The 1,267-nt window shown below is 33.2% G+C and carries 3 protein-coding genes; 1 reads left to right on the top strand and 2 read right to left on the bottom strand.

Annotated features, from left to right (window positions below; genetic code table 11):
• Together ABD915_RS09685 and ABD915_RS09690 are read right to left on the bottom strand one after the other, a co-directional pair.
• A partial coding sequence (locus ABD915_RS09685; protein WP_345117747.1) for a dATP/dGTP diphosphohydrolase domain-containing protein occupies window positions 1-159 on the bottom strand: 159 nt, incomplete at its 3' end.
• A gap of 10 nt (window positions 160-169) precedes the next feature.
• Complete coding sequence (locus ABD915_RS09690; RefSeq protein WP_345117743.1) at window positions 170-505, bottom strand: hypothetical protein; 336 nt, start codon at window positions 503-505, stop codon at window positions 170-172.
• 113 nt (window positions 506-618) lie between these two features.
• Here ABD915_RS09690 and ABD915_RS09695 point away from each other — a divergent pair, with 113 nt between their 5' ends.
• Complete coding sequence (locus tag ABD915_RS09695) at window positions 619-945, top strand: hypothetical protein (RefSeq protein ID WP_345117745.1); 327 nt, start codon at window positions 619-621, stop codon at window positions 943-945.
• Window positions 946-1,267 lie beyond the last annotated feature (322 nt).

The raw sequence follows: 1,267 nt of genomic DNA on the forward strand, positions 1-1,267 counted from the left end.
GTGAAACCGGCTCCAGTGCATGCCATTACGCCAATTGTTTGCTCCGTACTTCTTTGCCCCAAACTCTAAAACTTTACCGATTTCAATCAGTGCCAACGGTGGGATTAATTCAACACGCGCCTTGCCAGCATCGTTCTTATGAGCTTTTTCTACAGCCATCATCATCTCCTTAAGGGTGCGAACTGTCGCTATGTTCACATGCGCTGTGAACATCCGAACTTTTTGCAAATTTCGACATGGGGGGTGTTTGTTGCTCTTGCATTAGTCTCTGCAAGCGCTCTGGATAAAAAAAATCTTCTGGACGTAAATCTATCCCATGTTCACGCGCATAATTTAAAAGCATAATTTGGTATTTAGCCGGTATAATTCCGCCTTTACCCTCTAGTTTTTTTAAAGGATAAGTCCATTTATAAACAGCAGACACATGGCATTGAGAAATCAACGACACACGTTTTGCCCCGCCTAAATACTTTATAATCGTAGCTGCTGAATTTTTGATACTCATCTTAATTTCTCTATTTATCAAATGCGCATTTATTCGATTATAGAAAAATTGTCAACATTTTTTCTAAAATAGAAATATTGATATTTTTTAAAACAAAAGGAATATTGATAAGTATGGATATTCAAAAAGAAATAAAAATTTGGGCAAATGAAAAACTTAAAATAATGGGTCATGGGTCCCGAACTGAACTAGCTAAACATATGGGACTTCATACATCTGTTGTCTCTAAAATGCTTTCTGTTGATGATGATAAAGAAAGTAGGAATATATCTGCGGATGAACTCGTTAGATTAACTTCATTTTTTAAAGCTCTCCCCCCTCACTTTATACCCGATAATTGTGATGATTATTTTTTAAAATTATATTCTTCGGCAAAGCCAGAACATAGAAAAGCTGTCATTTCTTTTTTACATTCTTTGCAAGAAGCAGATGAAAAATAACCACCCTTTTTTGCTCATTTGTTAATGACGAAAATATTTTTAAAGCTTCTTTAGATTGCTTCATTATAGAATTTTCTCCACATTTAAATGAAAATTAGATCACTTTTTTGTGTAGACTATTTGTCTATCACTAAAAAAATTTTTTCTATTTTAGAAAATTTATATTGACTTATTCTAAAATCGAAAATATATTTGCACCATACCCCGAAAAAAAAATCCTATGTCAAGGCGTTTTTTTCAAAATGTGTTTAAATATTTTGATTATGGAGGCTGTTGTGAACAAACCAGTTTTTATAAATTCTGATGAAATTCTCTTAGTCAT

The sequence above is a fragment of the Bartonella jaculi genome (assembly GCF_039543045.1).
Classification (GTDB): domain Bacteria; phylum Pseudomonadota; class Alphaproteobacteria; order Rhizobiales; family Rhizobiaceae; genus Bartonella; species Bartonella jaculi.